Raw genomic sequence first — 23,754 nt, 5'->3', positions numbered from 1 at the left:
AAAATGCAAAAAATAAGCGGAAAAAGTAGAATAGGACGCCTGAGTGCTCCTGTTTTTGTTGGGGCACTTGCTCTGCTGCTTGCAAGTTGTCAGGAGCAAGAAATTGTTGAAGCGCCGAAAACGGTTGCTCCTCGTCCTGCTCGTGTCATGGTTGTTTCTGAGATTGATGATCTCTTTACGCGTAATTTCACTGGTCGTGTCGATGCAGTTCAGACCGTCGATCTGGCGTTTCGTGTGTCTGGTCAGCTTGTTGAAATGCCAATCATTGAAGGGCAACGCATTGCAAAAGGCGATTTGATTGCCGCGCTTGATCCAACTGACTACGAAAACACTGTTCGCGAAGCTCAGGTCAACTTTGAACAAAAGAAGAAAGACCTGAAGCGCTTTGAAACACTGAAAGACAAGCAGGTTATCTCTGAAGGTCAGTACGATAATGCAAAGACTGCATTTGATCTTGCCGAAGTGACCCTTGATAAAGCCAAGCAAAACCTTGGTTATACGAAGATCGTTGCGCCTTACGATGCAATCGTGACCTCTCGTTCGCTTGATAATTATGCGATCATCAATGCTGGCACCAGCATTGCCCGGTTGCAGGATGTGAGTGAAGTTCGCATCGATATCAACGTTCCTGAAACTCTGTTTGCTCAGGCGACTGAATCCTCTGTTCTTAAGATGACTGCTGAGTTCCCTTCCCATCCAGGTAAGGTGTTCCCATTGGAATATCGCGAGCACAGCACGGAAGCAGACAAGGTTGCTCAGACCTATCGTGTGACTTTGGCTATGAACAATGACGATGGTTACAACATCATTCCAGGCATGACTGCGAGCGTAAAAGTTAAGCTCAACGGTCTTGATAAAGCTCAGAGCACCGCCTTCTTCGTACCGACATCTGCAGTTGGGTCTTCTCCAGATAAGAGCCCTTATGTGTGGGTTGTTGATGAAAGCGAAAAGCGGGTTGGTCGTCGTAAGGTTCTGCTTGGAACTGTGCTTGGAAGCTTCATTCCAGTGCTTTCGGGCTTGAAAGACGGCGAGATGATCGTAACGGCTGGCGTGAGCCACCTGAGCGAAAATCAGCTGATCGTGCCTAAGCTGTAAGAGTAGCGTCTAGGAGTTATTGATATGGATATTGCACGCTACTCGATCGAGAAGCCGGTCAATGTCTGGATGGTTGTTCTGATTGCTCTTCTTGGGGGCATTTGGGCCTTGAGCGGCATTGGACGACTGGAAGATCCAGCATTTACCATTAAAGAAGCACAGGTGATCACCTCTTATCCGGGTGCCAGCGCTGCGGAAGTTGAGGAAGAAGTTACTGAACGGCTTGAAAGTGCCATTCAGCAGATGCCTCAGCTGAAAGAAGTTCGTAGTACCTCTGAACCGGGTCTCTCCCGTATTCAGGTGGAAATGAAAGACATCTATGATGGCACTGAGCTGCCTCAGGTGTGGGATGAGCTGCGTCGTAAAGTAAACGACGAAGTGCCAAACCTGCCAAATGGTGTCCGCACTCCGATTGTTTATGACAGCTTCGGCGATGTGTTCGGCATGTACTATGCTCTGACGGCTGATGGATACTCCAACCGGGATATCCGTAAGACCGTGAAAGAGCTGCGCCGTGAATTGCTGACTGTCGATAACGTTGCGAAGGTTTCTATTCTTGGTGAGCCTGAGGATGAGATCATCATTGCGATGGATCAGGACCGGTTGGCGCAACTGGGAATTACCATTGCAGACGTACAGAATGTGCTGAATGCAGAAAACGCTATCCAAGCGAACGGTACGACCGTATCCGGTGATCTGCGCATTCGTATCTCGACAGTTTCTGCCTTTGACAGCTACCGTAGTATTCAGGACCTCGTGATCGGTAATCCGGGTTCTACTGCGATGGTTCGTTTGTCCGATGTGGCGACACTTTCTGTACAAGAGCCTGAAAATCCGAAGGTTTTGGTTCGTCATAACGGCCAGCGCGCGGTTACCCTTGGTGTTGCTGCTGTTGAAGACACAAACGTTGTGGCCGTTGGGCAAGACGTTGAAGCGCATCTGAATGACTTGCGTGCGAACCTGCCTATTGGCATGGAAGTCATCCCTATCTACGAGCAGCACAAAGTGGTTGATCAGGCCGTTGGTTCCTTTGTTTGGAACCTTGTAATGTCTGTTTCTATCGTGATTGTGGTGCTCGGCATCTTCATGGGCTGGCGTGCTGCTGTGGTGGTTGGCTCGGTTCTGTTGCTGACCGTTTTGTCAACGATCCTGATTATGAAGCTGGGCAGTATTGAGCTTGAGCGTATTTCGCTTGGTGCGCTTGTTATTGCCATGGGTATGTTGGTGGACAACGCCATTGTTGTTGCCGAAGGTATGATGATCAACATGCAACGCGGTATGCGGCCTATCAAAGCTGCGTCGACCGTTGTTGAGCAGACCAAATGGCCGCTTCTGGGTGCGACAGTCATCGGCATCATGGCGTTCTCTGGTATTGGTCTTTCCAGTGACAGTACCGGTGAGTTCATGTTCTCGCTGTTTGCTGTGGTTGGCATCTCCCTGTTGATGTCCTGGTTGTTTGCGATCCTCGTTACGCCGTTGTTTGGTAAATACTTCTTCAAGATGGCTGCCATCTCCGGTGATGAGCATGATCCTTACCGCGGTTTCATGTACACCATGTTCCGTAAGATCCTGGTGCTGACGCTGAAACTGCGTTGGTTGTCTCTGGCAGCTCTGATCGGTGTGACAGTGGTTTGCTTCTGGTCCTTCCAGTTTGTTGCAAACTCCTTCTTCCCGAACTCTGCGACACCGCTGTTTTACGTGAACTACTGGTTGCCGCATGGTACCGACATTCATGCGACTGCGCGTGATATGGAGAAGCTGGAAAACGAGATCCTGTCTTTGCCAGGTGTCGTTTCAACCAACTCCTTCATTGGTCAGGGTGCGACCCGCTTTATGCTGACTTACTCAGCTCAAGACGGTAGCTCCAACTATGGTCAGGTGATTGTTCGAACTGAAAACACTGATATCATTAATGATCTTGCACTGAAGATCCGTGCGTTCGGTGTTGCTGAGTTGCCTCAGGGACAAGTTTATACCGAGCGGCTGGTGTTTGGTCCGCCGTCTGGTGCTGATGTTCAAGCTCGTATCACTGGTCCAGATGCTGACGTTCTGCGTGCTATCTCTGAAGAGATGATCCAGATCTTCAAGGATCCTCAGTACCGCTTGAGTGATGTTCGTACCGATTGGCGTGAACGTGAGCTGGTGATGCATCCGAAGTTTGATGAGCAGCGTGCTCGTATTGCTGGCATCACGAGACAGGACCTTTCAACCGCGGTTCAGTTTACCTCTGATGGTATCCGTGCAGGCGACTATCGTGATCTGGATGAAGACATTCCGATCATCGTGAAACGTAAGCGCGGCGAAGGTGAGACTGCGTCCGAAGCCCTTATAAACACACTGGTTTGGAGCTCTCAGCAGCGCAAGTATGTGCCGATTGATCAGGTGACTTCCGGCATCTCTACTGAAGCTGAGGATACTTTGATCCGTCGTCGGGATCGTGTGAAGACGTTGAGTGTGCTTGGGGCGAGTGCTCCGGATGAGTTAGCTTCGGTTGCTCATGCTCGAATTCGGGGTGCGATTGAAAGTGTTCCACTTCCTGATGGGTATTCCATGGAATGGGGTGGTGAGTACGAGAACTCTCAGGATGCGAATGCGTCGCTGGGCAGTAAGGTGCCTGTTACCTTCCTCGTGATGATTGTTATCTCCATCCTGCTGTTCTCTAAGGTGCGGGAACCACTCATCATCTGGCTGATCGTACCGATGTCTATCAATGGTGTTGTGATTGGTCTGCTTGGTACCGGTATGCCGCTCGACTTCATGGCGATCCTTGGTGTGTTGTCGCTGTCAGGTATGTTGATCAAGAATGCGATCGTGCTTCTGGAAGAGATCGACCTGCAGTTGGAGCATGGTGGAGACCGGTTTGAAGCTGTTGTCAACGCAAGTGTTTCTCGTTTGCGTCCGGTGTCTATGGCAGCGATCACAACGATCCTTGGTATGGCTCCGCTGATTGTTGATCCGATGTTCGCGAGTATGTCTGTGACCATTATGGGTGGTCTGACGTTTGCGACGCTGCTGACATTGCTGGCTGTTCCGCTGCTTTTCATCATCTTCTACCGCATCCATCCAGGTGAGGGTGCAGGCAAAGGTAAGGCAGAGAAGTCTTTGAAAAAACTGGAAGAAAAACCTTCCATTGATCAGAAGGCTGAGCCGGAACCGGCTTAAGAAAAAGGCCTTCCCGGTTACCTAAAACCGGGAAGGCCCATGAGAAAAGCAAGGGGCGGCGTATATTTACCGCACACTCCGTCCTTTGCTCCCCCGCGTCGCCTCTGCCCCCAACACCAGAGGCGGCGCATCTTTTTTGCCTTCACGGCACTCCCCACAACAACTTGATCAGGCACTTTGCGCGAATTTGCGTTGTTTTGCGCAATTTAACGTTTTTGTACGTTGGTTCGCGTTGCTATGTGGATCGTTACCTTAACGGAAATAGCGGAATAGGGAATTCAAATCTACCGTGATCGATGCTGGTTTTTCCATGTTGGTACAGTATCACCCGGGTACTCTTGTGCGCAGTACACGCCGCGCGCGATGGCACGGGAGACTGTCTGAGCAGCGTATGCACCCAGTTCCAGCAGCTCGACCATCGGCTCCTGCATTTTTCGTTTGCCGGTAGAAATCACGAAGAGCAGATCGCCGTCCATTGGTGTGTGTGCTGGCCATAGGGCGCGGGCGTAGCCGTCGTGGGCGGCTGTGGCAATCCGTTTGGCTTCTGACTTGGTTAATATCAGGTCAGTTGCGACAACGCCGATGGTGGTGTTTGTGTTCGGGGATAAGTCGATTGTGCCGAGCGTGAACTTGGTTTGCACGGTGCGGTCCATACCTGACATTTCGGTTGGCCAGCCTAGTCCGCCGAATTCTTCGTTCTGTTCGCTTGGAGCTGCCCAGAAGTAGGGCGTGTCGCCAATTGTGGTGCGGCCCAGTGCGTTGACGGCGATCAGCGCGCCGACGGTGCCGCCGCGAGGGAGGGCGAGGGAGGCTGAGCCCAGTCCGCCTTTCAGATCAGCGGTGGTTGCTCCGAAGCCTGCGCCTGCGGTGCCGAGTTCGAATTCGTCGGCTGCATTGTCGACGGCCTCAATGCCCATTTCACGATAGACTGGATTTCTGCCCCACGATTTATCCCCTCCGTTGAGAAGATCGAATAGAATGGCTGTGGGGGTAATTGGAATGACAGCACTGCCAACACTGAAACCTTTGCCGAGTTCTGCCAGTCGAACCTGCGCACCGCTGCCTGCATCCAGCCCGAATGCAGAGCCGCCTGACAAAACGAGCGCATCAATGGCATTGACGGTTTGCTCTGGCTCGAGCAAGGCAACATCGCGTGTACCGGGAGCGCCGCCCATGATGGCGACGGAGGCAACGGCCTGCTCGTCGGGAATGAGAACGGTGACACCTGATTTGGTCTTTTCGCAATGAGCATTGCCGACCTTCAATCCCGGAACATCGGTGATCAGGTTGCGCGGTGTTGGGGACATGGTGTTTCCCTAATTTATTATCAAAACGTACAGGAAGTGCCTTAGCGATGAAAAAATCGCAGGGACACTCTAACTAATTGTCTTTATGCATATCTTGGTTTGAAAATCTGTAGGCCCTTTCGGGCAAAGATATGTCCGACGTCCCTGTTTCAAGATAAATCTATTCTGAAAACTGGAATAGGGAACACCCTTAGACTGAGTGGTAATTTCGGTCGAGGTAGATCAGAGCAGGTGCAAATTCACCCAGACGTGCAGCGACCACTTCACCAAATAGAACTGAATGGGTGCCGACTTCTGTTACTTCTTTGATATGACAATCGAAACTGACACGTGCACTTTCCAGAACAGGACTTCCTGTTGCCATGGTGCCCCAGCTTCCTTTTGCGAAGCGCTCTTCCATTGGCAAGTCGCCTTGGCCAGCGAAGACGTTCGACAAGTCTGTATGATCATGAATGAGTGTGTTGATACAGAAAACGCCGTTGTCTTTGACTACCTGATTCACCTTTGCGCTGCGGTTGAGGCAGACAAGCAAGGTGGCGGGATCGTCAGAGACGGAACACACAGATGAAACGGTTGCGCCAATGCGCCCAGCAGGGCCAGCACTGGCCAGCAAATGAACGGAAGCGCCTAAACGACTCATTGCCTCTCTAAATTCATGCGAGGCGAGACTTTTATTCGTATTTTCAGTTGGCGCCATGGTTAAAGCTGTCGTCATCCAGTTCGTTCCAAGATATTCCCACAGGTATGATCTGTGTTTCACACTGTACAATATTCATTAGTACTTTTCAGTCGCACAATAACGACAGGTATTTGAAATAGAGTAGTTATAGCCATTTGCTGATAAAAGCTAGTTCTACTGCGAAAAACTGATTAATATACCAGAGGCTATGTTCTGGTTTTAAGGGTGCGTTTTGCTGTTCTGGAATTTTCATTAAAAATAGAAGGCTCAGCAGAGTCTCCACGCGCGGGCGAATGGGAAATCTTCAAAAAATCCTGGGTACCATCTTGCAGTTTTTGTCTGGATATGGTCAGTATACATTAGCTGTGATATATTACAGGGCAGGGCAGAGGCTTTCTACGGATGAACAAAATTCACGTATGGGTTGTGGTGCTCTGGTCTCAGAGTCTGTCCTAGTGGATTGTCGGGAGTAGGAATAAGTCTAGATTTTGGATTGTATGAAATAAAAATGCGCCTGACGCATATAAAGAATAGGAAAATTCCAAAATACGGACTTATAAGTATGGGTAATATACTTACAGGTCAGCTTACCATAAAATATTCGGGGTCTGAATTCGGAGGCATTCAGACTGGACAGCAACTAAAAGCTGATCTCATGCGGGGAACAAAATAAAACATGGATTACTTTCTCCAACAACTTATCAATGGTGTGACGCTTGGGTCCATTTATGGTCTCATCGCCATTGGCTATACAATGGTCTATGGTATTATCGGCATGATTAACTTCGCCCATGGCGATATCTTCATGGTCGGATCTTTCGTAGCCCTTATTCTAATTGTTGCACTTGGCATTACAGCCGCTACACCGGTGCTTCTTTTGATTTTGGCTCTGGCCCTCGTTCTTGTTGTGGCCATGGCTTTGACTGCTGTTTGGGGGTGGACAGTAGAGCGCATTGCCTATCGGCCTTTGCGCGGATCATTCCGTCTTGCACCGCTGATTACTGCAATTGGTGCATCAATTGCTCTTCAGAACTTCGTGCAGGTTTCTCAAGGCGCCAAGAACAAGCCATTGCAACCTCTCTTTTCCGGCAGCTTTCAGCTGACTGATGGTGGTGCAGATGGTTCTGGCTTTATCGTAAACCTGTCTTACATCCAGATCCTGATTGTTGTGACGACGGTCATTTTGATGGGTGGCTTTACTTATCTCATCAACAATACCAATCTGGGCCGCTCTCAGCGTGCTTGTGAGCAGGACCGGAAAATGGCGTCCTTGCTGGGTGTGAATGTTGACCGCACAATCTCTCTCACCTTTGTGATGGGTGCGTCTCTGGCTTCAGTCGCGGGTCTTATGTTCCTGCTGTATTACGGTGTGGTAGATTTTTACATCGGCTTCCTGGCTGGTGTGAAGGCCTTTACCGCTGCGGTTCTGGGAGGAATCGGATCGCTGCCGGGTGCAATGCTGGGTGGATTGCTGATCGGGCTTATCGAGACGTTCTGGTCTGGCTACTTCTCCGTTGAGTACAAAGATGTTGCCGCGTTTTCGATCCTGGCGATTGTTCTGATCTTTATGCCGGAAGGACTTCTCGGCCAACCTGAGGTGGAGAAGGTCTGATGCAAGCAAGAAAAAAAGACAGCTTGCTTGTTGCAAGTGTAAAAGACAGTTTGGGTGCTGCGGTTATTACGTTCGCCCTTGCCTGTGTCATGGTTGGTTTGCGCGTTGATGTGGCGTCTGGCCGCGGCGCGGAGCTGTTTCTGGAACACCGCTGGTTAGCGGTTGCAGTTGCAGTGCTCGTTGTGTTCGCTGGCCGTCTCGCCATGAACATCTTCTTCTGGAAACGGGAAGATCCGCCGTCTCTCAACCTCTCTGGCCTATTGCCAAAGGGTGGATTGGGGGGGGGCTCCTCTAATGTGCTTAAATATGGCCTGGTCGTTTTGGCTGTTGCGCTTCCATTTGCGTTGATGTTCTGGCTTGGTGCCCGTGGGTCGCGTCAATATATTGACCTGGCTATTCTGGTGATGACCTATGTGATGTTGGGCTGGGGCCTGAACATTGTGGTTGGTCTGGCTGGATTGCTGGATCTGGGCTATGTGGCGTTTTATGCGGTTGGAGCTTACTCCTATGCATTGCTCGCACACTACTTCGGCTTCTCCTTCTGGCTCTGTCTGCCGCTCGCCGGTATTCTGGCAGCGTTTTGGGGTGTCATTCTCGGTTTCCCGGTTTTGAGGCTTCGAGGGGACTACCTTGCCATTGTGACGCTTGCGTTTGGTGAGATCATTCGTGTTGTGCTGCTGAACTGGTATCAGTTTACAGGCGGGCCTGACGGTCTTTCCGGTATTCCGCGTCCAAGCTTCTTCGGGTTGGAATTTACCCGTGGTGAAGGCGGTTTTGCCAGCTTCTTCGGGCTGGATTACAGCAGTATTCATCGCATCATCTTCCTGTACTACCTCATCTTCGCAATGGCCTTGTTCACGAACTTCGTGACCATGCGCTTGCGCCGGATGCCGATTGGTCGTGCATGGGAAGCTTTGCGTGAAGATGAGATTGCTTGTCGGGCACTGGGTATCAACACAACGAATACCAAACTGACAGCCTTTGCTCTTGGTGCGATGTTCGCCGGCTTTGCGGGTTCCTTCTTTGCAACGCGTCAGGGCTTCATTTCTCCTGAGAGTTTCACCTTCCTTGAATCTGCGATTATTCTTGCGATTGTGGTTTTGGGTGGTCTTGGCTCACAGATTGGCGTGGTGATCGCAGCTATTGTGATGATCGGTGGCTTTGAATTCTTCCGTGAGTTTGAAGAGTACCGCATGCTTGTCTTCGGTATGATCATGGTGGTTATCATGGTTTGGAAACCGCGTGGATTGATCTCAAGCAGAACGCCAAGTGTGGCACTTTCCAAAAACGCTAAGGGCATCTCTGCCGATCTCGTTCAGGAGGGCCACGGATGAGCACCTGGGACAACAACCCTGTTCTGAAGGTTGAGCACCTGACCATGCGCTTCGGCGGATTGACGGCGATCAACGACCTGAGCTTCAACATTGGGCGCGGTGATATTACTGCGCTGATCGGGCCGAACGGTGCGGGTAAAACCACAGTGTTTAACTGCATCACCGGTTTTTATAAGCCGACTGAAGGCCGTCTTGTCATGAACCGCTCCAATGGTGAAAAGCACCTTTTGGAGCGGATGGCAGACTTCAAGATTACGGCGGACGCGAAAGTTGCCCGCACGTTCCAGAACATCCGCCTGTTTGGCGGCATGACCATTCTGGAAAACCTGATGGTCGCACAGCACAATCCGCTGATGGTTGCTTCCAACTGGACCATTGGTGGTCTGCTGGGGCTGGGTGGTTACAAAAAGTCCAATGTGGATGCGATTGAAACCGCCAAGTACTGGCTGGAGCGCATTGATCTGATTGACCGTGCAGATGCGCCTGCGGCTGATCTTTCTTACGGCGATCAGCGCCGTCTGGAAATTGCCCGTGCCATGTGTACTGGCCCTGAACTTCTTTGTCTGGACGAACCAGCTGCTGGTTTGAACCCGAAGGAAAGTCTGGAGCTGAACACTCTGCTTCAATATATCCGCAAAGAGCATGACACCTCGGTTGTTCTGATCGAGCACGACATGTCTGTTGTGATGGAAATCTCCGACCACGTTGTGGTGCTGGATTACGGCGTGAAGATTTCTGATGGCACGCCTGAGTTCGTCAAAAACGATCCGCATGTGATCGCGGCGTATCTGGGGGTTGAGGATGATGAAGTCGATCAGGTTGAAGAGGAGGTGGGCATAGCATGAGCGCTCAACAACCACTCCTGAGCATTCGCGGAGTTAAAACTTTCTACGGCAAGATTCAGGCACTGCATGGTGTTGATCTTGATGTGTATGAAGGTGAGATCGTGACGTTGATCGGCGCGAACGGTGCAGGGAAGTCGACCCTGATGATGACCGTTTGCGGTACGCCGCAGGCTCGTAACGGGTCTGTGACGTATTGCGGTGAGGATATCACCTACAAGCCGACCTACGAGATTATGCGGACCGGTATCGCTCAGTCACCAGAAGGTCGCCGTATCTTCCCACGCATGACGGTTTTAGAGAACCTGATGATGGGCGGTATGGTTGCCGGTAATGAGCACTTTGAGGAAGACCTGCGCCGTGCGTTTGAGCTGTTTCCGCGTTTGAAAGAACGTCAGCAGCAGCGCGGTGGGACGTTGTCGGGTGGTGAGCAGCAGATGCTTGCGATTGCCCGTGCCTTGATGAGCCGCCCGCGTCTTCTGCTGCTGGATGAGCCGTCTTTGGGTCTGGCTCCGATTATCGTGGCGCAGATTTTTGATGCGATCCGTGAGCTGAACAGGACCGATGGTCTGACCGTGTTCCTTGTTGAGCAGAATGCGTATCACGCGTTGAAGCTGGCTCACCGGGGATACGTGATGGTCAACGGCACAATCACCATGACCGGCACTGGTAAGGAGCTTTTGTCTCGTGAAGAGGTGAAGGCAGCTTATCTTGAAGGCGGCGCGCACTAAGGAAGCGAAGAGATGGGTATTCTTTACGGCAGCTCGATGCCTGCCTTTATCATGCTGGTTGTTGTTTTAGGCGGTCTGGCTGCTGCTGCGACGGGGCGCTCTATTGCGACTACGTGGCGGCCGTTGCCGATCCTGTTCTGGTTCATCTTCCTGTTGTCATTGGCCATGCGATTCTTGTCGTTTGCGCTGTTTGAAGAGCCTCTGCTTTCCATTCAGTACCTGGTGGTGGATTACGCCATTCTCATCGGCATTGCGTTGGCGAGTTATCGCATGACACGCACCAAGCAGATGGTGACGCAGTACAGCTGGCTTTATAACAAAACAGGTCCCTTTGGCTGGAAGCTGAAGCCGGGCCAGCAAGATAATTACTAATTCGCAAAATTACTTAGATAATTGTTGCGCATTCGGTCAGTTCTGGGTCACACTGGTGACTGGCTAGGCATCCAGATGATGAGTACGGAGAGGTCTCATTGTCGGAAGCATTGAGCAGGCGAGGGGTTTGCCTGCTCTGGTGGGAGATAGTGATGTTTCCCGCTCAATTTTAATTGAGAAAATGCACCTGACTCGGGGAGTTTTTTATGAAAAAGTATCTTTTGGCAAGCGTTGCCGGTGTTGCTGCTATGGCAATGTCTGGCGCGGCTATGGCTGACATCACTATTGCTACTGCAGGCCCAATGACTGGTCAGTACGCATCGTTTGGTGCGCAGATGAAAGCTGGTGCTGAACAGGCTGTTGCTGACATCAACGCTGCTGGCGGTGTGAACGGCGAGATGCTTGTTTTGGAAGTTGGCGATGATGCATGTGACCCTAAGCAGGCTGTTGCTGTTGCTAACCAGATGGTTGGTAAAAACGTAGCCTTCATGGCTGGTCACTTCTGCTCCGGTTCTTCCATCCCAGCTTCTCAGGTTTATGCTGAAGAGGGTATCATCCAGATCACTCCAGCATCCACCAACCCGAAGTACACTGACGAGCGTCCAGGACCTGGTACTTACCGTGTGTGTGGTCGTGATGACCAGCAGGGCAGGGTTGCCGGTACTACGCTTGCGACTGAGTTCGGCGATCAGAACATTGCTGTGATCCACGACAAGACTGCTTACGGTAAAGGTCTTGCTGACGCGACTAAGGCTGTGATGAACGCTGCTGGTAAGCAGGAAGCGCTTTATGAAGCTTACACCGCTGGTGAAAAAGATTACACCGCGCTGGTTTCAAAGCTGAAATCTGAAAAAGTCGACGTTCTTTACGTTGGTGGTTACCACACTGAAGCTGGTCTGATGAAGCGTCAGATGGTTGATCAGGGCATGGACACCATTCTGGTTTCCGGTGATGCTCTTGTGACTGACGAGTATTGGTCCATCACTGGCCCTGCTGGTGCTGGCACTTTGATGACCTTCCCACCGGACCCACGTAACAACGCTGAAGCTGCTGCTGTTGTGGCTGCTCTTGAAGCTGCTGGTAAAACCACTGAAGGTTATGCACTTTACACCTATGCTGCGATCCAGACATGGGCAAAAGCTGCCGCTGAAGCTGGTTCTACCGACTATGATGCAGTTGTAGAGAAGCTGAACGCTGGCAAGTTCGACACCGTTCTTGGTGAACTGTCCTTCAACGAGAAGGGCGATGTGTCTCTGCCAGGTTACGTTTGGTACGAGTGGAAAGACGGTTCTTACGGTTACCGCTAAGATTTAAAGCCTGAGTTCATTCAGATTTTGTGAGGGTTCCGGGGCGATGCTCCGGGACCCTTTTTTGTTGGAGTTTAGGGAGGTTGGAAGAGCGTCGTTAAGGTTGAATGCGCTCTGTTCTTATTGGCTACTTCTGGCTTAAGGTTCCACGCGTACACTGGCGCCTTCTATATTGAAGGTGCCCAATGATCATTCGATATTTGGTGTTGATTGCATTTCTTTGTTCTTCTGGCGCTGCTGCCGCGCAGGGGCCTAACACGCCGCGACCTGAAGAAATCAAGGCGTTTCATGAGTGCCTGCGAAAAGGGGGGCTTGTGTTCAACGACAGAGTTCAGTGCATTGGAAAGGTCTTTGAAACTTGCGCCATGAAGTTGCAGGACCAGACCAGCATGGGTATGCGGGAATGCTATTCACGCGAAACAGCCCTTTGGGAAAAGATGATTTTGAATTCTGAGAAGGAGTTGAGGCGAAATGAGAACAAGCCCACGAAGACCATGCTTGTTGAAGCTGGCCGGAACTGGAAGGCCTTTCGCAACAACACCTGCAATATTCCGTATGCCATGAACCCAAAGGGAACGCTCGCTCCTGTTCTGGGCATGGAATGCTACAACCGTTTAACCGCGCTTTGGGCGCTACAGCTTTCTGAATTTGCGACACCATTAGGGAACTAGGACCATATGAGATCATGGGTATGTGTGATTGTCTTTTCAGTTTTTGGGGTTGGCTCCGTAGAGGCGGCCCAACAGGTTGATCTACCGCTTTGCAAGGCAGGGGATGGCAAAACACCTGTTCCGCGTTGGGAGGTGACGGCAATGCCTGTTGATGTGCCAGCAGGCGAGGAAGCGAGGCCGTTTGCTTACACCGTTACAGCTCCGCCGCCTACCTATCATGGTCTGATGGGGCATCTCAGAGTGAAGCTGGGCAATCTGGATGAACAGTATTGTTCAGCTTTGCGTGAAGAGCTTACCCAGATCAAGAACAGTACCGGGCAGCCTACACCACTGGTTATTGAATGGCTGGTTGATGACAATGGCCGGCAGGATGATGTGCGCTCCCTGGACTTTTATGAGCTGCCTGAGTTTGTGGAGGATGGCTGCTGGCTGGATGGTGTCTACCAATTTGTTGCACTTGGTCATTCAGGTGTAGACGCCGACCAGTACATGCTGAATCTGGTCCCTCTTGAGGCAATCCAGAAATCCGGTTCCTTTTGTCGTCCTGTTCAAGAAGGGTAACCCCGGGTTTGCAGTATAATGGTTCGTTCTCTTTGTAATTATCTGAAATGCATTATGTATTCATAGTGTTGTCTGCTGTGATGCGTATGAGGAACTCACTTTAGAGCGTGTTGCGTTCATATGCATTCACACACCAAGCTCTAACTCTTTTTTTGCGTATTCTTATCCGAAAACCGGAGCCACTTTTCGGGAATACGCTCTAATAGTGAATACTTCAGAGTTTACCCTGTTCAAATCACCCTCAGATTTACTAGGTTAAACTATCAATTTAATTCAATTTTTCTATATTAGAAAAATTGGCGGAACAAGTGCAGACAGCAGATGTGGGGCGTTTGAGTGCTTGTCTGTGCATGATCAGGGGTATTCATGCGGTTCAAAACCTTCATTATTTCAATAGGTTTTGCAGTGGCTGGCTGCGTGCCGACTTATGTGGGCGACCCTGCTGATCTGGCTGAGCTGGCGGTTAAAAAATCTAATGCAAACCTGACTGTTGCGAGCACTCACAAGACAACTGAAAAACTGGCAGCTATTGCGGCGCTTGCGGGCAAATGGTCTGTCATACGCGGTGAAGGGCAAACACCGTGCGCACTGCAGTTGAAGACAGCGCAGTTTGGTGGAAATTATGCAGCAAGTTCCGTGTGTTCTGGTGAGCCAAATGTATGGTCGTGGAACATGAGGCAAGATGTTCTGCTTCTGTTTGATCACAGAAGTCAAGTGATTGCGTCTTTTCATGAAAGCGAAGGTGGCAATTGGCGTGAAGCGCGAGAAGGTGGGGACCCTGCGCTTGGTCTTGTTCGTTTGGGAGACTGACAAGACAGCAGAACACGGAGAGGTTGGACGTATTCTTTGGGGGGAATGAAATGAAGAGGTTTGTCGTTATCGCAAGTTTGCTGGCGCTTGCTGGCTGTCAAAGTGCTGGAGGAGGTGCTGAACCTTACAGTGCGTCTGTGCCTGCTGCGCAACCGCCCGCCACTGCTTCCTCTAACCAGAGTGTTGTTGCGCAGGATCAGGCTTCGCAGAGCAATACCTACAGCAAGGCAGATGGCACTGTTGTTACAAAGACAACAAGCAGCTCAGCTCAGGCAACAGTTGATCCGGGTACTGCGACTGCCTTTTTGGCTGGTGTGGCTGCGGCAGCAGCTCTTGGAAAACAAGAGGAACGCAGTTCAAAGCCGGTTGTGCAGGTGAAGGACATGGTTGGCGGCTGGACTGTTTATCTCAACTCTGAGGAGCGCGTCTGTGAGCTGACTCTCAGCACAGAACCAAAGGATGATGGGTACTCTGCCAGTTTCAATCACTGCATGGATGGGGATCTGTTCTTTGTTTCTAACTGGCGCATGAAAGGCCAAGAGCTCGTTTTGTTTGATAACTTCTCCCGCGCCAAAGGCAGTATGCGCATGACAGAATGGAACCGCTGGGAAGGCCAACTGGCAAGCAACAGCAAACCAATCACTATTGCGCGGTAGATGAGCGAGTGTCGGCTATGGTGCTGGCACGCTGTGGTGTTGAGGTTTCGGCTTTAGGTTCTTCTTCTTTCAGATCGTCTCTAGGATCAGAAGTAGTTACTATCCTGTTGCAGCAAATTGATCAGAATTACCGTAGTGGAGGCGTTTATGAAAATGGCGATCGTCTTTGACTGTGAGTTCCTTGTCGTTAAAAATGCGCCGAAGAGATTTTGGTGCGGTCCATATGACCCTGATCCGGTTATCGCCCAGATTGGTGCCGCCAAAATTTCGCTCAGTGATAGTTTTGAAATTGTTGATACATTCAAAGTCTACGTCAATCCAGTTGATCGGTATGGCAGCAAGTATACTCTTGATCCATTCTTCACAAAGCTGACGGGTATTGAGCAACAGACGATTGATAGCGCGGGTGTCTCTTTGCAGGAGGCCAATGAACAGTTCCGCGAGTTTTCTGAAGGTGCTAAACTTTGGTCTTGGGGGAAAGACGAACTGAATATGATGGCGATTAGTTGTTATATTGCAGGTATCAAGCCATGCATACCCGCAGATCAATTCGATAACGCCTGTAAGCTCATGCTCGCTGCGGGAATGCCTTATGAGGATATTGAACGGACGCGCAGCAACGACTTGGCAGATTACTTTGAGGTGGAGCATCCCCCATTAAGAGGGCACGACGCTTTGGATGATGCTCTCTCGGTTGCCTATGTCATACAACACCTTTTAAGGGAAAAGCGGCTTTCTCAAACGGATTTTGGACACGCCAGCTTGGAAGATAAACTTCTGACCTAGGTGCCGTGAATGCAGGCTCTGCGCTGAGTTCGCTGGATTTCCTCACTAGAGCTTCTGGATGATACTTATTTTCATCCTGCATTAGTTCGGCACCGCGCTTCTGAAAGCTACGGAGAGTACAGCGATCGCTTCTTCGGATTTACCGCTTCGAACTCTTGTATACAACATGATTGGTAATGCAGGGAAATCGGGCAGACTGAACTTCTCTCCAACGTCAACAGCACCAATTGGCAGCATTCACGGGCAAGGGCTGCGACGCCCAACCCAGCCATGACCTGAATGGCTCAGGCATGTTGGTAACGGCATTGCTCAATATGCGTGAAGTCATTGCCTTTCATGGTGAGTTTGAAAGGCATTGAAGGAGATAACATCGTTCTGTGACGTCTGATAGGTGGGTGTATCAGACTTGCTTGTCCATGATTTCCGCTGGCAGGTGGGCCATCCATTTGCGGCGGATTGCTTTTTCCAGATCGAGATCATTGCGGTCTGCATAAAGCAGAAGGTGGGCCAGCAGGTCTGCGGCTTCGTCTTCCTTTTGCATATGCAACTCTTTTGGAGTGGCTGAGCCAGAGCGCCCGCGACGGGTGGCCTTCATATGAGCTGCCGTCAGCTCTCCGAGCTCTTCCTGAAGTTTCGCAAGATACCAGATCTCATCTCGGTTGATGTTGAACCGCTTGGCGTAGATTGCTGATACTGTTTTTACAATGTGCAGAAGTACTTTGAATGTCATCGGATCTGACAGAAAGGTTGGGCTTTCTGCTGTTTTCACGCAGGCGAGCCGAAGGTTTGAGCAGGATGTGTGCTAGAGGAATCTCTGCGTCGCATCATATGTACTATTTATGCGCTTGTCATTCAGCGCCAGACAAAGATCTTTGACCGCATCCAATGAATGGATTGCCCGAAACTCATCGGTATGCGGCAGTATTGCCTGAATTCCGCGGGCTTTGGCCTCAAATTTGTCGTAGCGCAGCAGCGGATTGAGCCAGATTAGTCTTCTGCAAGACCTGTGGAGACGGTCCATTTCCAGGGACAGTTCGTCGTAGGCTTCCCGTTCCAGCCCATCCGTTATGAGCAGAACCACAGGGCCACCGTGGCAGACACGTCGGAGCCAGGTGCGGTTAAAGGCTTGGAGTGAGCTGGCGATGCGTGTGCCGCCGGACCAGTCTTCAACCTCATCCGTACAGGCCGCGAGGGCTTCGTCCGGGTCCTTCATGCGCAGGGCACGGGTGATGTTGGTCAGCCGTGTGCCAAACAGGAAGGTATGGGTTTTGCGCTTTTCTGACAGAGCATGCAGGAAGTGCAGCATGATGCGTGAATACTGGCTCATACTGCCCGAGATATCGCAGAGGGCAACTACGGGGGGATGAACCTGAGCAGGTGCTTTGTGTTTGAGATCGATGATGGAACCGCCTGCCTTCAGTGTGGCACGCATGGTTCTTCTGGCATCAACCTGTTTGCCCAGAGTGTGTGAATGGACGGGCTTGAAGCGACGAGAACGAACCTGATCTGCAGGCATAGTGAGGCGGGCGAGGGATCTGCGGGCTTCGGTAATCTCCTCGGCAGTCATCTGGGCGAAGTCCTTCTTTTGCAGGACTTCTTTTTCCGAGACGGTGAAGCGGGCGTCTACCTCTACCAGTGGTTTGGTTTCTTTGGCCTCGCGCTGCTTGTTGGCCTCAAAGGCATTGGCGACACGGGATTGAGCGGTGCGTGGCTTTTCTGGTTCGCGTTGTCCTGCCGGGGCAACGGGAGACAGCAGTGCCAGCATCTTTTCAACGAGGCCTTTGCTTTGCCAATAAAGCCGGAAGGCTTCATCGAAGACAGGTTGCTGGTCGCGTTTATGGACGAAGACAGAATGCAGGGTCCAGTAGAGGTCCTGCTTGTTCTCAATACCGTTGATGGTGACCGCGCTCACTGCATCCACCACAGAAGACGGGCCCGCAGGCAAGCCCGCTTTGCGCAGGGTTCTGGCAAAGTGGACGATGTTTTCCGTGATGCGCCCATGCGGTGGGCGCGGAGATGGTGCGGGGGCGAGGGTATCCTGCATCAGGTAAGGCTATGCTGTTGGGGCAGGCATGCTGCCAGCGATGGTGGCCTGTGAGTTGGCTTCCATTCGGATCTCGTCAAGGATCGCACGGGTTCTGGAGCCTTTGATGCGGTCGATGTCTTCCTGATACTTGAGCAGGACACCGAGTGTGTCGGACACCATTTCCGGATCGAGCGCGACTTCTTGCAGCTCTGTGAGGGCGGTTGCCCAATCCAGAGTTTCAGCGACACCCGGTTTTTTGAAGAGGGCGTCATCCTCACGCAGCTTTTGCACGAAGGCGACGACCTGCCCGGAAAGGGTTGCTGCGGCTGTTGGCAGTTTGGTCTGCACGATCTGAAGTTCGCGCTCTGCTGTCGGGTAGTCCACCCAATGATAGAGGCAGCGGCGTTTCAGGGCGTCGTGGATTTCGCGGGTGCGGTTGGTGGTGATGATGGTGATCGGCGGTTCCTCGGACTTGATGGTGCCGAGTTCCGGGATGGTCACCTGACTGTCTGCCAGTACTTCCAGCAGGAAAGCCTCGAAGGCTTCATCGGTACGGTCCAGTTCGTCGATCAGGAAGATCGGCGCGCCAAGCTCCGTGGTTTCCAATGCCTGAAGCACCGGGCGCTTGATCAGGAAACGAGGGCTGTAGAGCGCGGTGTTGAGGTTCTCGCGGTTTACGCTGCCGGATGCTTCAGCCATTCGGATTTCGACCATCTGAGCGGCATAGTTCCACTCGTAAACGGCGGAGGAGACGTCCAACCCTTCATAACATTGCAAGCGGACCAGTGGACGGTTGAGCGTGGCTGAGAGGACTTTGGCGATTTCGGTTTTACCAACGCCTGCCTCGCCTTCCAGGAAGAGGGGGCGTTTCATGCGCAGAGACAGGTGCAGCACGGTTGCGAGTGCGCGATCTGCCAGATACCCGCCAGAACTTAAGAGCGTGAGGGTTTCCTCAATGGAGTTTGGTAGATCAACCTTGCTGCTCATAAATAGTCTGCTCCCGCCCTGTCATCTGCTGCGCTTTGATTTGCGCCTTGCGATCATAATAGGGAGAAAAACGTATATTGAAAGCGGATTGTTCTGCGCAGGTTAGCCGTGTTGCTCAACGGTTTGTGAGGCCAAGGCCCATGCCGTCGCGCATGACGGTGGTGGCTTGCCGGGTGAAGGTGCCGCCTGCTTCTTCATGCAGGGTGAAGCCCGGCAGGATCTGGAGCGGGGCTTTGCTGGCGGCCACTGCGCGGACAATGATGCGGGTGGCTGGTGCGTCGGCTGTTGGCCGGATCGGGATGATATCAATGGCTCCGAAACGGCGTTGCATGGGGTCGAGGAGGTCTTGCAGGCCATCTGCTCTGAAGATGATGGAGAGCGTTCCGCCGTCCTTAAGCAGATCTTTCGCGGTCTTGATCCAAGGCTCGATGCCGCGTTCGTCCAGCGCGTGGGCTGGGGCACGGTCTGATTTTGGCGTGACGCGAAAGCGGGTGCTGTCGTAGTAAGGCGGGTTCATGATCACATGATCCGCGATGGATGAGCCAAGTCCGCTTTGGTGGCGAATGCTGCCCTTTGCGGTGAGGTTGGCTTCCAGAATGGAAACTCGCTCTGCAAAACCTGCGTTTTCCGGCAGGGAGAGACCTTTACGGGCCAAAGCTGCGGTGACAGGGTCAACCTCCACACCGACGGCTTTGATATTTGGCAGGCGATGAGCCGCGCAAAAAGCTGCGGTGCCAACGCCTGTGCCCAGGTCGTAAAGTGTGCCAGTTGTGGTTTGTGGCAGGGACGCTGCCAGATAAACAGCATCCAGTCCGGCTCTGTGACGGCCTTTTGCTGGTTGTTCAACCATGACCTTACCGCCGAGGAACTTGTCCTTGGTGGTTTGTTGCTGAGATTGAGGTGTTTCAGGGTTGGTCATGGCGGTGCCGGATCACATAAGTCGCAATAACGCACTGATACAGGCTGCCGGTTTTCATGCAATCCCTATTGTTTATCTAAAGAGAAGTTTTCACGCGTCTTTTAGATAGTGCTCTAATCCAGCATCGCGCATAAGTTGACAGGCTTCATCCATCCGATCTGCTTCCACCATGATCCGGCGTGGTAGAAAACCAAGTGAGCCATCCAGTATGCTCATGTTGGTATCGGCGACGAAGTAGATGATCTCAGCGCCTCCCAGCAGTGCTTCAAGATGCGAGATGAGGACGGGATCTGTTGTTCTGATGAGTTCTTCCACGATGATGTCCTCTTGAAGAGTGTTGCCTATTTTGCCAGAAAGTATGCAGGTTAGGGTTGGTATTGTGAAAAAAACTAATTGTGATTGGTAAATTATCCCTTCGACACTACTTTATTGGCAGCAAATTCTTACTAAAGCTTGCCCGAGACTATCTACCAACCTATTGTCCCGTTGGAATCAAAATAGAGGTATCCCGTGGGCGTTGTTGGTCTTCAATCTCAGACAGCCAAACCAGCTGGAATTCAGGGGCTCGTAGAGCTCGTTTCAGGTGACATGGAGAAGGTGAACGAGCTGATCCTCTCCAAAGCCGGTTCTAATGTTGAGCTGATCCCGGAAATCGCGCGCCATCTGATTGACTCAGGTGGGAAGCGTTTGCGCCCGATGTTGACACTGGCGTTTGCGCAGATGTTTGAATATGAGGGCGACGGTCATGTCATCCTCGCAGCATCTGTTGAATTTATGCACACTGCAACTTTGCTGCATGATGATGTGGTTGATGAAAGCGATATGCGCCGCGGTAAGCTGGCTGCTCGCAAGTTGTGGGGCAACCAGGCCAGCGTGCTGGTGGGTGACTATCTGCTTGGTCAGGCCTTCAAGATGATGGTTGATGTGCACTCTCTGGAAGCGCTGCGCATTCTTTCTGAAGCCTCCGCGATTATTGCAGAGGGTGAAGTGCTTCAGCTGGGTGCTGCGCAGGATACCACCACGACCTATGAAATGTACCTGCGGGTGATTGAGGCGAAGACTGCTGCGCTGTTTGCTGCTGCTTGTGAGGTTAGCCCTGAGATTGCTGATAAGGGTGATGAGATCCGCGTTGCTGCACGCAAGTTCGGTCTTGAGCTTGGTTACGCCTTCCAGCTGGTTGATGATGCACTGGATTATGGCGGTGCAACTGTTGACCTTGGTAAGGATGTTGGTGACGACTTCCATGAGGGTAAGATCACATTGCCAGTCATCTACGCTATGGAGCGTGGTAGCGATGAGGACAAAGCGTTCTGGAAACGTTGTCTGGAAGATGGAGACATCAAAGACGGCGATCTGGACCACGCGATCAAGCTGCTGAACGACACCGGCGCTCTGGCAGACACTGTACAGCGCGCACGCGACTATGGAGCATCTGCAATCGACGCTCTGTCCAGCCTGCCAGACGGCCCTGCTAAGCAGGCGCTGAAAGAAGCAGTGGACTTCTGTATTGCGCGTGTGAGTTAATCAGAGAGCAGTTTGAAGAAATTGAAAGGCGCCGCGGCAGAAATGCCCGGCGCTTTTTTGTTGGCGGTATTGGGAATGGGAATTGCGTATCAAGGGTACACGATAGCAGGTGTTGAAGATGAGACTCGAGCAAAAATCCAAACTAAATAGTAGTTCGCACTGCTGCTTGTCTTAAAATAAAGATGCAGCAGTGCATTGAAAAAACTATTTTAAATCAAGCTTTTTGCAGCTTGTAGTCGTAATAGTCTCGGTAGTTCTTGTTGTACTCTTCTTGCTCAATGGGCATATCAAGTGATGCACGCAATCTGTTCGCGATATGTTGTCTGGACCATGTAATAGCTGCCAGTCCGGAATCTTTTTCTGCTTCCAGTTCTGATATGACCTGAAGGACTTTGGTGCTTAGATCCTCACCGTTTTCGCTCGCGCTCCAGGCATTGCTCGCAACGACAGATGCTCCTGTTGCTACAGCCATTGTGGAACCGCGCGTTAACAGCGTGCGCCGATTGATATGCGTATCTTTACCTTTGAAATCCATTTAATTTTTCCCTTAGAATGTACTTCGGCAATTAAAGATCAGGGGCTTTTTTGATGGGGTATCGGCTTCGGTAGAGCCCCTGATCTGTGGCTTTCAATGTAGTTTAGATATCTTTTACATCTGCGATGTTGATGTTGAGCGCAGCTGCAACACCTGTGCCGTAAGCAGGGTCCGCGCGGTAACAGTTGCGGACATGACGGTGTTGGATCTCAATACGTGCGGGGCTAAGCGAGCGGGCTGTGTTTGCAAACAGAGCTTCTTTCTGTTCTGCATTCATTGAGCGGAAAAGAGCACCGGGCTGAGAATAATAATCTTCATCCACTCGGTGATCCCAATGGCCTGCAGCACCCTCCAGGGAAAGCGGTGGCTCGGAGAAATCTGGCTGTTCTTGCCATTCCCCAAACATGTTTGGTTCATATCCAATACGCGAACCATTGTTGCCATCAACCCGCATGGCTCCGTCGCGGTGATAGGAATGGAATGGGCAGCGCGGTGCATTGACCGGGATTTGCGAGTGATTAACTCCAAGACGATACCGCGCAGCATCACCATAAGAGAACAGGCGGCCTTGAAGCATTTTGTCGGGAGAAAAACTGATGCCAGGCACAATTGTTGAAGGCGCAAATGAAGCCTGTTCAACCTCAGCGTAGTAGTTCTCTGGATTTTTGTTGAGTTCAAGCTCGCCAACTTCGATCAACGGATAATCTGACTTAGGCCATACCTTTGTTAGATCAAACGGGTTGATGTGATAATTGCCAGCCTCTTTTTCTGGCATAATCTGGACCGAAAGTTTCCATTTCGGGAAATCGCCATTTTCAATGCTGTCATAAAGGTCCCGCTGGTGACTTTCACGATCATGCGCGACGATTTGAGCGGCCTCTTCATCCGTCAGGTTTTTGATACCTTGTTGGGTTTCAAAATGGAATTTAACCCAATAACGTTCGTTGTCCGCGTTGATGAAACTATAGGTATGACTTCCAAAACCGTGCATATGGCGATAAGTCGCCGGAATACCTCGATCTGACATAACGATCGTGACCTGATGCAGAGCTTCAGGCAGATTTGTCCAAAAATCCCAGTTGTTATCAGCGCTACGCATATTTGTGCGTGGGTCACGTTTTACTGCATGGTTCAGATCTGGAAATTTTAGCGGGTCGCGGAGAAAGAAGACTGGCGTATTATTGCCTACCAGATCCCAATTGCCTTCTTCAGTATAGAACTTCATGGCGAAACCGCGAATATCACGCTCTGCGTCAGCAGCGCCGCGCTCACCAGCCACGGTCGAGAACCGCATGAACAAGTCGGACTTCTTGCCAATTTCAGAGAATATCTTAGCGCGAGTGAATTTGGTGATGTCGTTGGTTGTTGTGAAAGTTCCATAAGCTCCTGACCCTTTGGCATGCATTCTGCGCTCAGGGATAACCTCACGATCAAAGTGAGCCATTTTTTCTAGGAACCAAACATCCTGCAGCAGAGCTGGACCGCGAGGCCCGGCGGTTTGAACGTTCTGGTTGTCAGGAACTGGAGAACCAAAGGCGGTGGTCAACTTAGGCGTATTAGTCATATTCTCTCCGCATTTTATTATGCCTGAAGGATGATTTCAGAGTGGAGAAAATCAAAATCAAATAAACTTATTGAGCCATAACTTGTCTTGATGATGTTGCAACAACGATTGGAAAAGGTAGGGCCGGCCAAGGTTTTACCCGCTGGAAACTTGCTGGTATTGTAGTGGGTACCTGAGGACAACTGCGGATTGCAGGTAAACCCGTTGGCAAACCAGACCATAGGCGAACTGTGTTTAGCTCACGAATGATCGAGTGAATCAGTGATGGGAAAGG

General features: G+C 51.3%; 24 protein-coding genes. 15 read left to right on the top strand and 9 right to left on the bottom strand.

Annotation, left to right across the window (positions count from 1 at the left end):
- The first annotated feature begins 3 nt into the window (after nucleotides 1-3).
- Nucleotides 4-1,095: an efflux RND transporter periplasmic adaptor subunit gene (locus PsAD26_RS22130; RefSeq protein WP_063312154.1), complete on the top strand. Its 1,092-nt coding sequence runs from the start codon at nucleotides 4-6 to the stop codon at nucleotides 1,093-1,095.
- A gap of 24 nt (nucleotides 1,096-1,119) precedes the next feature.
- Complete coding sequence (locus tag PsAD26_RS22125) at nucleotides 1,120-4,257, top strand: efflux RND transporter permease subunit (protein ID WP_063312153.1); 3,138 nt, start codon at nucleotides 1,120-1,122, stop codon at nucleotides 4,255-4,257.
- A gap of 284 nt (nucleotides 4,258-4,541) precedes the next feature.
- Here the strand turns inward: PsAD26_RS22125 and PsAD26_RS22120 are convergent, their stop codons facing one another.
- Nucleotides 4,542-5,564: a P1 family peptidase gene (locus tag PsAD26_RS22120; protein ID WP_063312152.1), complete on the bottom strand. Its 1,023-nt coding sequence runs from the start codon at nucleotides 5,562-5,564 to the stop codon at nucleotides 4,542-4,544.
- A 190-nt stretch (nucleotides 5,565-5,754) separates the two neighbouring features.
- Nucleotides 5,755-6,204: a flavin reductase gene (locus tag PsAD26_RS22115; protein ID WP_244278299.1), complete on the bottom strand. Its 450-nt coding sequence runs from the start codon at nucleotides 6,202-6,204 to the stop codon at nucleotides 5,755-5,757.
- 715 nt (nucleotides 6,205-6,919) lie between these two features.
- Here PsAD26_RS22115 and PsAD26_RS22110 point away from each other — a divergent pair.
- The 11 genes from PsAD26_RS22110 (at nucleotide 6,920) to PsAD26_RS22060 (ending at nucleotide 15,925) form a co-directional block, all read left to right on the top strand.
- Nucleotides 6,920-7,855: a branched-chain amino acid ABC transporter permease gene (locus PsAD26_RS22110; RefSeq protein WP_057462563.1), complete on the top strand. Its 936-nt coding sequence runs from the start codon at nucleotides 6,920-6,922 to the stop codon at nucleotides 7,853-7,855.
- Nucleotides 7,855-9,189: a high-affinity branched-chain amino acid ABC transporter permease LivM gene (gene livM, locus PsAD26_RS22105; RefSeq protein ID WP_063312151.1), complete on the top strand. Its 1,335-nt coding sequence runs from the start codon at nucleotides 7,855-7,857 to the stop codon at nucleotides 9,187-9,189. Before PsAD26_RS22110 ends, livM begins: the two co-directional genes overlap by 1 nt.
- On the top strand, nucleotides 9,186-10,034 hold the full coding sequence (locus PsAD26_RS22100; RefSeq protein WP_063312150.1) for an ABC transporter ATP-binding protein: 849 nt from the start codon (nucleotides 9,186-9,188) through the stop codon (nucleotides 10,032-10,034). Before livM ends, PsAD26_RS22100 begins: the two co-directional genes overlap by 4 nt.
- Nucleotides 10,031-10,762 (top strand): ABC transporter ATP-binding protein, encoded by a 732-nt coding sequence (locus tag PsAD26_RS22095; protein WP_063312149.1) that lies wholly within the window; start codon nucleotides 10,031-10,033, stop codon nucleotides 10,760-10,762. The genes PsAD26_RS22100 and PsAD26_RS22095 overlap by 4 nt, the downstream gene beginning before the upstream one ends.
- A 12-nt stretch (nucleotides 10,763-10,774) precedes the next feature.
- Nucleotides 10,775-11,134, top strand: coding sequence for a DUF6867 family protein (locus tag PsAD26_RS22090; RefSeq protein ID WP_063312148.1), 360 nt, complete (start codon nucleotides 10,775-10,777; stop codon nucleotides 11,132-11,134).
- Between the two features lie 206 nt (nucleotides 11,135-11,340).
- Nucleotides 11,341-12,441: a branched-chain amino acid ABC transporter substrate-binding protein gene (locus PsAD26_RS22085; protein WP_063298013.1), complete on the top strand. Its 1,101-nt coding sequence runs from the start codon at nucleotides 11,341-11,343 to the stop codon at nucleotides 12,439-12,441.
- Nucleotides 12,442-12,626: 185 nt separating this feature from the next.
- Nucleotides 12,627-13,112 carry a lysozyme inhibitor LprI family protein gene (locus PsAD26_RS22080; protein ID WP_063312147.1) on the top strand — a complete coding sequence of 162 codons (486 nt, stop codon included), beginning with the start codon at nucleotides 12,627-12,629 and terminating at the stop codon, nucleotides 13,110-13,112.
- A 6-nt stretch (nucleotides 13,113-13,118) separates the two neighbouring features.
- The gene (locus PsAD26_RS22075) at nucleotides 13,119-13,673 is read left to right on the top strand and encodes a hypothetical protein (protein ID WP_063312146.1); all 555 of its coding nucleotides are present in this window, start codon (nucleotides 13,119-13,121) and stop codon (nucleotides 13,671-13,673) included.
- 366 nt (nucleotides 13,674-14,039) lie between these two features.
- Nucleotides 14,040-14,483 (top strand): AprI/Inh family metalloprotease inhibitor, encoded by a 444-nt coding sequence (locus tag PsAD26_RS22070; protein WP_063312145.1) that lies wholly within the window; start codon nucleotides 14,040-14,042, stop codon nucleotides 14,481-14,483.
- Between the two features lie 50 nt (nucleotides 14,484-14,533).
- Nucleotides 14,534-15,139, top strand: a complete 606-nt coding sequence (locus PsAD26_RS22065; RefSeq protein WP_063312144.1) for an AprI/Inh family metalloprotease inhibitor — start codon at nucleotides 14,534-14,536, stop codon at nucleotides 15,137-15,139.
- A gap of 147 nt (nucleotides 15,140-15,286) precedes the next feature.
- Nucleotides 15,287-15,925 (top strand): 3'-5' exonuclease, encoded by a 639-nt coding sequence (locus PsAD26_RS22060; RefSeq protein WP_063312240.1) that lies wholly within the window; start codon nucleotides 15,287-15,289, stop codon nucleotides 15,923-15,925.
- Between the two features lie 400 nt (nucleotides 15,926-16,325).
- On the opposite strand, the gene PsAD26_RS22055 is transcribed toward PsAD26_RS22060, so the two are convergent.
- The 5 genes from PsAD26_RS22055 to PsAD26_RS22035 all read right to left on the bottom strand — a co-directional run bounded on the left by PsAD26_RS22055 (nucleotide 16,326) and on the right by PsAD26_RS22035 (nucleotide 20,172).
- The gene (locus PsAD26_RS22055; protein ID WP_063312239.1) at nucleotides 16,326-16,655 is read right to left on the bottom strand and encodes a hypothetical protein; all 330 of its coding nucleotides are present in this window, start codon (nucleotides 16,653-16,655) and stop codon (nucleotides 16,326-16,328) included.
- A 72-nt stretch (nucleotides 16,656-16,727) separates the two neighbouring features.
- Nucleotides 16,728-17,969, bottom strand: coding sequence for a VWA domain-containing protein (locus tag PsAD26_RS22050; RefSeq protein WP_063312143.1), 1,242 nt, complete (start codon nucleotides 17,967-17,969; stop codon nucleotides 16,728-16,730).
- 9 nt (nucleotides 17,970-17,978) lie between these two features.
- A complete protein-coding gene (locus tag PsAD26_RS22045) occupies nucleotides 17,979-18,938 on the bottom strand; it encodes a MoxR family ATPase (protein ID WP_063312142.1) in 960 nt (319 codons plus the stop codon).
- 115 nt (nucleotides 18,939-19,053) lie between these two features.
- On the bottom strand, nucleotides 19,054-19,857 hold the full coding sequence (locus tag PsAD26_RS22040; protein ID WP_063312141.1) for a methyltransferase: 804 nt from the start codon (nucleotides 19,855-19,857) through the stop codon (nucleotides 19,054-19,056).
- Nucleotides 19,858-19,947: 90 nt separating this feature from the next.
- Nucleotides 19,948-20,172, bottom strand: a complete 225-nt coding sequence (locus tag PsAD26_RS22035; RefSeq protein WP_063312140.1) for a DUF2007 domain-containing protein — start codon at nucleotides 20,170-20,172, stop codon at nucleotides 19,948-19,950.
- Between the two features lie 195 nt (nucleotides 20,173-20,367).
- On the opposite strand from PsAD26_RS22035, the gene PsAD26_RS22030 reads away from it, so the two are divergent.
- A complete protein-coding gene (locus tag PsAD26_RS22030; RefSeq protein WP_063312139.1) occupies nucleotides 20,368-21,381 on the top strand; it encodes a polyprenyl synthetase family protein in 1,014 nt (337 codons plus the stop codon).
- A gap of 12 nt (nucleotides 21,382-21,393) precedes the next feature.
- Nucleotides 21,394-21,531 carry a hypothetical protein gene (locus PsAD26_RS29740; protein ID WP_193758332.1) on the top strand — a complete coding sequence of 46 codons (138 nt, stop codon included), beginning with the start codon at nucleotides 21,394-21,396 and terminating at the stop codon, nucleotides 21,529-21,531.
- Between the two features lie 64 nt (nucleotides 21,532-21,595).
- Here the strand turns inward: PsAD26_RS29740 and PsAD26_RS22025 are convergent, their stop codons facing one another.
- Nucleotides 21,596-21,916, bottom strand: a complete 321-nt coding sequence (locus PsAD26_RS22025) for a hypothetical protein (RefSeq protein ID WP_208860466.1) — start codon at nucleotides 21,914-21,916, stop codon at nucleotides 21,596-21,598.
- A gap of 103 nt (nucleotides 21,917-22,019) precedes the next feature.
- Nucleotides 22,020-23,480 carry a catalase gene (locus PsAD26_RS22020; RefSeq protein WP_063312138.1) on the bottom strand — a complete coding sequence of 487 codons (1,461 nt, stop codon included), beginning with the start codon at nucleotides 23,478-23,480 and terminating at the stop codon, nucleotides 22,020-22,022.
- Between the last annotated feature and the right edge of the window lie 274 nt (nucleotides 23,481-23,754).

The organism is Pseudovibrio sp. Ad26, assembly GCF_001623285.1.
Lineage (GTDB): Bacteria > Pseudomonadota > Alphaproteobacteria > Rhizobiales > Stappiaceae > Pseudovibrio > Pseudovibrio ascidiaceicola.
The sequence above is the reverse complement of the archived record's forward strand: the minus strand, read 5'-3'. Positions and strand labels throughout refer to the sequence as shown.

Coding starts and splice junctions, on each gene's coding strand:
- PsAD26_RS22130 (WP_063312154.1), top strand. CDS start 4: ATGCAAAAAATAAGCGGAAAAAGTAGAATAGGACGCCTGAGTGCTCCT.
- PsAD26_RS22125 (WP_063312153.1), top strand. CDS start 1,120: ATGGATATTGCACGCTACTCGATCGAGAAGCCGGTCAATGTCTGGATG.
- PsAD26_RS22120 (WP_063312152.1), bottom strand. CDS start 5,564: ATGTCCCCAACACCGCGCAACCTGATCACCGATGTTCCGGGATTGAAG.
- PsAD26_RS22115 (WP_244278299.1), bottom strand. CDS start 6,204: ATGAGTCGTTTAGGCGCTTCCGTTCATTTGCTGGCCAGTGCTGGCCCT.
- PsAD26_RS22110 (WP_057462563.1), top strand. CDS start 6,920: ATGGATTACTTTCTCCAACAACTTATCAATGGTGTGACGCTTGGGTCC.
- livM (WP_063312151.1), top strand. CDS start 7,855: ATGCAAGCAAGAAAAAAAGACAGCTTGCTTGTTGCAAGTGTAAAAGAC.
- PsAD26_RS22100 (WP_063312150.1), top strand. CDS start 9,186: ATGAGCACCTGGGACAACAACCCTGTTCTGAAGGTTGAGCACCTGACC.
- PsAD26_RS22095 (WP_063312149.1), top strand. CDS start 10,031: ATGAGCGCTCAACAACCACTCCTGAGCATTCGCGGAGTTAAAACTTTC.
- PsAD26_RS22090 (WP_063312148.1), top strand. CDS start 10,775: ATGGGTATTCTTTACGGCAGCTCGATGCCTGCCTTTATCATGCTGGTT.
- PsAD26_RS22085 (WP_063298013.1), top strand. CDS start 11,341: ATGAAAAAGTATCTTTTGGCAAGCGTTGCCGGTGTTGCTGCTATGGCA.
- PsAD26_RS22080 (WP_063312147.1), top strand. CDS start 12,627: ATGATCATTCGATATTTGGTGTTGATTGCATTTCTTTGTTCTTCTGGC.
- PsAD26_RS22075 (WP_063312146.1), top strand. CDS start 13,119: ATGAGATCATGGGTATGTGTGATTGTCTTTTCAGTTTTTGGGGTTGGC.
- PsAD26_RS22070 (WP_063312145.1), top strand. CDS start 14,040: ATGCGGTTCAAAACCTTCATTATTTCAATAGGTTTTGCAGTGGCTGGC.
- PsAD26_RS22065 (WP_063312144.1), top strand. CDS start 14,534: ATGAAGAGGTTTGTCGTTATCGCAAGTTTGCTGGCGCTTGCTGGCTGT.
- PsAD26_RS22060 (WP_063312240.1), top strand. CDS start 15,287: ATGAAAATGGCGATCGTCTTTGACTGTGAGTTCCTTGTCGTTAAAAAT.
- PsAD26_RS22055 (WP_063312239.1), bottom strand. CDS start 16,655: ATGACATTCAAAGTACTTCTGCACATTGTAAAAACAGTATCAGCAATC.
- PsAD26_RS22050 (WP_063312143.1), bottom strand. CDS start 17,969: ATGCAGGATACCCTCGCCCCCGCACCATCTCCGCGCCCACCGCATGGG.
- PsAD26_RS22045 (WP_063312142.1), bottom strand. CDS start 18,938: ATGAGCAGCAAGGTTGATCTACCAAACTCCATTGAGGAAACCCTCACG.
- PsAD26_RS22040 (WP_063312141.1), bottom strand. CDS start 19,857: ATGACCAACCCTGAAACACCTCAATCTCAGCAACAAACCACCAAGGAC.
- PsAD26_RS22025 (WP_208860466.1), bottom strand. CDS start 21,916: ATGGATTTCAAAGGTAAAGATACGCATATCAATCGGCGCACGCTGTTA.
- PsAD26_RS22020 (WP_063312138.1), bottom strand. CDS start 23,480: ATGACTAATACGCCTAAGTTGACCACCGCCTTTGGTTCTCCAGTTCCT.